Genomic DNA, 7,177 nt, shown 5'->3' with positions numbered 1-7,177 from the left:
CGGCGCCTCCCCCGTGCCCGACGCCCCCCCCAAGCCTTTCCCCACCGTCGACTGGGGCCCATCCGCCCCCGCCGTCCCCCCCAACATCGCCGGCGCGACCGCCGCCCCCGGCCGGCGCCCGCGGGCCCGCGCCCCACGGCAGGATGGATGCTGTGATCCCGCCGAACTCCGTGTCGCCGCCGTTCATCGATCCGGCGCACATCCGGCGGTTCACCGACAGCGGGACGTACGAGCGCGGCGTCGCGTACTTCGCCGACGGCGCCGTCCAGCAGGTCACGTGGGACCCGGCGACCTCGGTACTCGAAGCGAGTGTCACCGGCAGCGGCCTGCGGGCGTATCGCTGCCGCATCCGGTTGGACGCGCAGCGGACCGACCGGCCGATCGCCGCGACCTCGTGCACGTGCCCCGTGCAGTTCGACTGCAAGCACACCGTCGCGGTGCTGCTGCAGGCGAACGAACTGGCCCGGGCGACGCCCGTTGCACCGTCGGACGCCACGTGGCGCACCGTCTTCGCGACCGGCACGGCACCCGCCGCCGACCGCACGCCGCTCGCACTGGGCGTCGAGCTGCGTCAGCGCGTGCGCCGCGGCACGTCGACGTGGGCGCCTGCCCGCATCGAGACGGCCACGCCGCGCGGACTGCACCAGTTCGGCGCCGACGTGCTGATCGGGCTGCGGCCGTTGCAGCGCTCGGGCCGTTCGGCCGCGTGGGTCAAGGGCGGCGTGTCGTGGGATGCGCTGCGACGCCCCACGACGGCGTACGAGCCCGCGCAGGCGCGCTGGTTCGCCGAGCTGCACAGCATCGGTCGCGACGTGCGGTCGTTCGGGGCGTTCTCGGACGTCTCGGAATGGCTGACGCTGGACGACATCGAGTCGAGCCTGCTGTGGCCGCACCTCGCGGCCGCCTCGGAGCACGGCATCCCGATCGTCCCGACGCGGCGCGGGACGACCGTCGCTCTGGCAGGCCACGCGTCGGTCTCGGTCGAGGCGCGGCGTGCCGGCGGGGGCTTCGAGGTCGCGCCGCTCGTCGTCGTCGACGGCGAGCGGATGGATGCCGCCACCCTGCGCCCCGTCGGCCGCACGGGCCTCTACCGCTTCCTCGTCGAGCACGACCGGATCGACCTCGTGCTCGCGGAGGTCGAACTGCCGGACCCCGTGCCGGCGCTGCTGGCGGCGCGCGAGGTCGTCACGGTGCCGGCCGACGACGCCGCGGAGTTCGTGAGCGAGCACCTGCCCCGCATCGCCCGGCGCGTCGAGGTCGCCGCACCCGGCATCGAGCTCCCGCCGCCGCCGCGGCCGCACCTCGTCGTGACGGCGCGCTTCGACGAGGGGCACCGCATCGTGTTCACCGTGGCATGGCGCTACGGCGCCGGTCCGCTGCTCGGACTCGACGGTGCCGGCGGTGAGGACCGCGACGCCGCCGCCGAGCTCGCGATCCGCGGGCGTGTCGAGGCGGTGTGGCAGGACGCGTCGCCCGTGGACTTCGCCTCGGCCGGCACCCTGGCCGGCTTGGAGGCGGCAGAGTTCTCAGCGGTGCTGCTGCCGCAGCTCGAGGCCGACCCCGACGTCGACGTGGAACTGTCGGGGGAGCGGCCGCGATACCGCGAACTGGCCGGCGACCCGCGGATCGAGATCAGCACGGTCGAGACGACCGACGCCGACTGGTTCGACCTCGGCGTGGTGGTGTCGATCGACGGCCGCACGATCCCGTTCGGCACGCTTTTCACGGCGCTCTCGCGCGGGCGCAAGAAGATCCTGCTGAGCGACGGTGCCTACTTCTCGCTGTCGCACCCGTCGCTGCAACGGCTGCGCGACCTGATCGACGAGGCGGGCGACCTCGACGAGTGGGAGACCGGCCCGCGCCTCAGCCGGTATCAGACCGCGCTCTGGGCCGACTTCGAGGACCTGGCCGACGAGGCGCTGCCGGCGGTGACGTGGCGTACGACGGTCGAGGCGCTGCGGGACGTGGACTCGGTGCCGTCGGCACCGCTGCCCACGGGGCTCGACGCCGAGCTGCGGCCCTACCAGCGCGCCGGGTTCGACTGGCTCGCGTTCCTCTGGCAGCACCGGCTGGGCGGGATCCTGGCCGACGACATGGGTCTCGGCAAGACGCTCCAGCTGCTGGCTCTCATCGCCCATGCGCGCGAGCACGGCGAGGCGAGGCCGTTCCTCGTCGTCGCGCCCACGTCGGTGCTCTCGACGTGGCGCAGCGAGGCCGCACGCTTCACCCCTGGACTGCACGTCGAGGTCGTCGACGCCACGCGCGCGAAGCGCGGGATGACCGTCGCGCAGGCAGCGGCATCCGCGGACGTCATCGTCACGTCGTACACGCTGCTGCGCCTCGACGAGCCCGAGTTCGGCGCCGTGGAGTGGGCGGGCCTCATCCTCGACGAGGCGCAGTTCGTGAAGAACAGCCAGACCAAGGTCTACCGCGCCGCGCGGGACCTGCGCGCGGAGGTCGTGTTCGCGATCACCGGCACGCCGATGGAGAACAGCCTGACCGAGCTGTGGGCGCTGCTGTCGCTCACCGCGCCGGGCCTGTTCGCGTCGTCGCGCCGCTTCCGCGAGGAGTACGTGGGCCCGATCGAGAAGGGCAAGGTGCCCGAGAATCAGGAGGGCGGCGAGTACCGCGCGGGGCGCCTCGCCCGGCTGCGCCGCCGCATCCGCCCGCTCGTGCTGCGGCGCACCAAGGAGCTCGTCGCCGCCGATCTGCCGCCCAAGCAGGAGCAGGAGGTGCGCATCGAGCTCGGTGCCGCGCACCGCGCGCTGTACGACACCGTGCTGCAGCGCGAGCGGCAGAAGGTCCTCGGTCTCCTCGACGACCTCGATCGCAACCGCTTCATCGTGTTCCGGTCGCTGACGCTGCTGCGCATGCTCGCGCTCGCGCCCGAGCTCGTCGACTCCGCGCACGCGAACATCGCCCCCAGCAAGCTGGGCGCGATGTTCGAGCAGCTCGACGAGGTGCTCGCCGAGGGCCACCGGGCCCTCGTGTTCAGCCAGTTCACGTCCTTCCTCGGGCTCGCCGCCGCCGAGCTGGAGGCGCGCGGCATCCCCTACGCGTACCTCGACGGCTCGACGCGCGACCGGGATGCCTCTATCGCGGCGTTCCGCGACGGTGAGGCCCCCGTCTTCCTGATCAGCCTGAAGGCCGGCGGCTTCGGCCTCACCCTCACGGAGGCCGACTACGTGTTCCTGCTCGATCCGTGGTGGAACCCCGCTGCCGAGGCGCAGGCCGTCGATCGGGCGCACCGCATCGGCCAGGAGCGCAGCGTCATGGTCTACCGCCTCATCGCCAACGGCACGATCGAGGAGAAGGTGATGGCGCTGCAGCAGCGCAAGGCGCGCCTGTTCCGCGCCGTCATGGACGACGACGCCCTGTTCGGCCGCGCCCTCACCGCCGACGACATCCGCGGCCTGTTCGACGGGTGACTCACCGGACGCCCAGTCCCGTGCGGAACCCCTCACGCCAGCTCGCGAACCGCGGCGCCCAGTCGAGATCCGCCTTCGCCTTGGCGTTCGACGAGCCGCGCGCGGTCGTCATCCAGGCGACCCCGAACTCGCCCAGGACGCTCCGCGCGATCCACGCCGGTACGCGCAGGGGCTTCTTGGCGCCGACGGCCTGAGCGAGCTCCGGCAGCCACGTCGACACGGGCGCGGGTTCGTCGTCGACGACGTTGTACACGCCGGCGGCGCCACGCGTGACGGCGGCGATCGTGGCCGACACCGCGTCGTCGATGTGACAGAACGACCACACCCCGGTGCCGCGCCCGACGATCGGCACCTGACGCCGACGCACGGCTTCGAGCATCTCGCCACCCTCCCCGAGCGACTGCCCGGACCCGTAGAAGCTGCCGTACCGCAGCGCCAGGCCGCCGGCATCCACCGCTGCCCTCTCGGCGTGCGCGATCGCGGCGAGCGACTTCGCCGAGGTCGGCACCGGGTGCGGGTCGAGCGGGTCGGCCTCGGTCTTGACAGGGCCGCCCGTGCGCTCGTTGGTCCACCCCGTATAGCTCTGGACGATGACGCGGCCGGTGCCCACCTCCTGGGCCGCGCTGATCAGGGCGTCGGTCGCGTGCGTGCGCAGTTCGTCGGTGACGGCGAACACCTCGTCGAACCTCTTGAAGTCGAAGCCCTCGGCCAGCGAGGTCAGCTGGTGGACGACGACATCGGGCTGCGCGTCGAGCACGGCGCGGCGGATGGATGCCGCATCCCGGCCGTCCATGACCACACCGTGTGCGCCGACGGCGTCGATGCGCCCGGCGCCCGCCACGCCCCGCGAGGTGCCGGTGACCTCGTGGCCGGCGGCCACGAGCTGGGGGATGAGGCGGGAGCCGACGGCGCCGGTTCCTCCTGCGATGAAGATCTTCATGGGTTCTTCCTCCCTTCACCCCCTACGACGGAGGACCCCCATGCGTTGTGACAGGCTCGGGGCATGGATCTCGCCGTCGAAGCTCCGACGCTGCGCCCGCTGATGTTCTCGATCGCCTATCGCATGCTCGGCAGCGTCGCCGATGCGGAGGACGTCGTGCAGGCCGGCATGCTGCGTCTGCACGAGCGCACACGCGCCGGCGAGCCCATCGAGCGTCCGGACGCGTTCGCCTCGACCGTGGCGACGCGCCTGTCGATCGATGCACTGCGCTCGGCGCACCGGTCACGGGAACTGTATGTCGGACCGTGGCTCCCCGAGCCTCTGCTGGTCGACGACGAAGACCCGGCGCACCGCATCGAGCAGGACGAGACCGTGTCGGTAGCGGTGCTCACGATGCTGGAGCGCCTCGGCCCGGTCGAGCGGGCGGTTTTCGTGCTGCGCGAGGCGCTGGGTCTCGATTACGCCGAGATCGCGCAGATCGTCGAGCGCGACCAGGCCGCGTGCCGCCAGATCCTGCATCGCGCGCGGCAGCGCGTGACGACCGCGGCGCCCCGCTACGGCGCGGACGACGCGGATGCCGCACGCCTCGTCGCCACGTTCCTCGACGCGCTCCGCGACGGCGACGTCGACGGCGTCATGGGCGTGCTCTCGGACGACGTCGTCTTCACCGCCGACGGCGGCGGCAAGGCGCCGGCGATCCAGAAGCCGATGACGGGCGACCTGGCCGTCGCGCGGTTCCTCGTCGGGCTGATGCGCCGCGGCGCGGTGCTCGGCGTCACTCTCGAGCCCACGCTGGCCAACGCCGAGCCGTCGGTCCGGTTCCGGAGCGCCGACGGTGCCACGCTGTCGGTTCTGACATTGCACCTCGAGGACGGGGCGATCCGCGCGATCGCCAACCAGCTGAACCCCGACAAGCTCCAGCATCTGGCCCCGGTGGGGGATCTGTTCGCGCTGCTGCGCGACGACCGGGGGCGTCCGGCCGGCTGATCGCACACCGTGCAGAGGGGTTTTGCACGGCCGGTCGATCCGGCTCCGTGCGGGGTCTCGCCTAGAATCGACGGGTTCCACCGATCGAAAGGGGAGGGCCTCGCATGCGCGTCACGGGCCTCGGCCACGCCGGAATGTTCATCGAGACGGCGGGCGGCAGCATCCTCTGCGACCCGGTGATCGGTCCGACCTTCTTCGGATCCTGGTTCCCGTTCCCCGACAACCGGGCCCTCGACTGGGAGAGGTTCGGCAAGGCCGACTTCCTGTACGTCTCGCACCGGCACCGCGACCACTTCGACCCTGCGCTCATGGAGCGTGTGGTGCCGAAGGACATCAAGGTGCTGCTGCCCGAGTACCCGACGGACGACCTCGAGCAGGACCTCCGCAAGCTCGGCTACGACAACATCATCTACACGCAGGCCGGCGTGCCGCTGGAGTTCGGCCCCCTCAAGCTCATGGTGACGCCGTTGCGCGCGCCCAGCGACGGCCCGATCGGCGACTCGTCGCTGAGCGTCGACGACGGCACCGCCAGCATTCTGAACCAGAACGACTCTCACCCGCTCGACCTCGAGAGGCTCATGTCGTTCTCGAAGCCTGACGCGTACTTCACGCAGGTGTCGGGCGCCATCTGGTGGCCGATGGTCTACGACCTGCCCCAGGACGCCAAGCAGAACTTCGCGAAGCTCAAGCGCGACGCGCAGAACAAGCGCGCCCTGTACTACATCGAGAAGGTCGACGCCGAGCACGTCTTCCCGATGGCCGGTCCGCCGATGTTCCTGCGCGAGGAGCTGTTCCGCTACAACGGGCAGGGCCTCGAGGGCGACGCGATCTTCACCGACCAGCGCGAGTTCCTCGCCCACATGCGCGAGCAGCGACCCGATCAGAAGGGCTACGAGTTCCTTCCGGGCACGGTCGTCGACGTCGTCGGCAGCGAGGTCTCCATCACGCAGACGCTGTACACGGATGCCGAGATCGACCGCGTCTTCGACGACAAGTGGTCGTACCTGGCCGAGCAGCGCGACAGCCGCCAGGACGAGATCCGCGCGGAGGAGGCATCCCGTGCCCCCGTGCTGCCGCCGGAGGAGATGCTGGCCGCGATCCGCGAGTGGTGGGAGCCGCTGCTGCGCCGTGCCCGCACGATCCGCAACGGCGTCGGCGGCAACGTGCGGTTCCGCATCGGCGACCTCGACATGGTCGTCGACTTCCCGAAGGCCAAGGTGCGCGAGTACGACGGGGAGGAGTGCATCTACTGGTACACGATCCCCGCGGACCTCGTCTCGACGAACATCCGCGACCACGAGATCGACTGGTCCAACTCGATCTTCCTGTCGATGCAGTTCGAGGTCGGCCGCAGCGGCAAGTTCAACGAGTTCCTCACCACGTTCCTCAAGTGCCTTTCGCGCGACCGCATCGAGTACGTCGAGAACTGGTACTCGGAGCAGACGGACCAGACGGAGGACGCCCAGCTGGGCGACTGGACCGTACAGCGCCGGTGCCCGCACCTGCGCGCCGACCTCACCAAGACCGGCAAGATCGAGGACGGCGTCCTCACCTGCTCGCTGCACGACTGGAAGTGGGACCTCGCGTCAGGCCGCTGCCTCACGAGCCAGGGGCACCCGATCCGTGCGTCGCAGGTCGAGCAGGCGCAGGAGAGCGAAGCCACCGTTCCGGCGGCGTGATGCCCGCCTTGTAGAACTTATACAACGAGACGCCCGCTTCGGCGGGCGTTTCGTTGTTCAACGGCGCCGAATGTGGACGGGGGAGTATCACCGTGCCCGGCAGCGGATCCTGATCACCGTGCCCGCCAGACGGGCGATCGGAA

The 7,177-nt window shown here is 71.1% G+C and carries 4 protein-coding genes; 3 read left to right on the top strand and 1 reads right to left on the bottom strand.

Going from position 1 to position 7,177, the window contains the following annotated elements:
- Nucleotides 1-152: 152 nt before the first annotated feature.
- Entirely contained in the window at nt 153-3,428 is a 3,276-nt protein-coding gene (locus ACFWJ8_RS19030; protein ID WP_378814495.1) for an SNF2-related protein, read from the top strand.
- 1 nt (nt 3,429) lies between these two features.
- Here the strand turns inward: ACFWJ8_RS19030 and ACFWJ8_RS19025 are convergent, their stop codons facing one another.
- Complete coding sequence (locus ACFWJ8_RS19025) at nt 3,430-4,368, bottom strand: NAD-dependent epimerase/dehydratase family protein (RefSeq protein WP_378814493.1); 939 nt, start codon at nt 4,366-4,368, stop codon at nt 3,430-3,432.
- Nucleotides 4,369-4,431: 63 nt separating this feature from the next.
- On the opposite strand from ACFWJ8_RS19025, the gene sigJ reads away from it, so the two are divergent.
- Both sigJ and ACFWJ8_RS19015 read left to right on the top strand, forming a co-directional pair.
- On the top strand, nt 4,432-5,355 hold the full coding sequence (gene sigJ / locus ACFWJ8_RS19020; protein WP_378814491.1) for an RNA polymerase sigma factor SigJ: 924 nt from the start codon (nt 4,432-4,434) through the stop codon (nt 5,353-5,355).
- Nucleotides 5,356-5,459: 104 nt separating this feature from the next.
- Entirely contained in the window at nt 5,460-7,034 is a 1,575-nt protein-coding gene (locus ACFWJ8_RS19015; protein ID WP_378814489.1) for a Rieske 2Fe-2S domain-containing protein, read from the top strand.
- The last annotated feature ends 143 nt before the right edge of the window (nt 7,035-7,177 follow it).

Origin of the sequence: Microbacterium sp. NPDC058389, assembly GCF_042722305.1 — a bacterium.
GTDB lineage: Bacteria > Actinomycetota > Actinomycetes > Actinomycetales > Microbacteriaceae > Microbacterium.
This window is presented reverse-complemented; position numbering and strand designations above follow the sequence as displayed.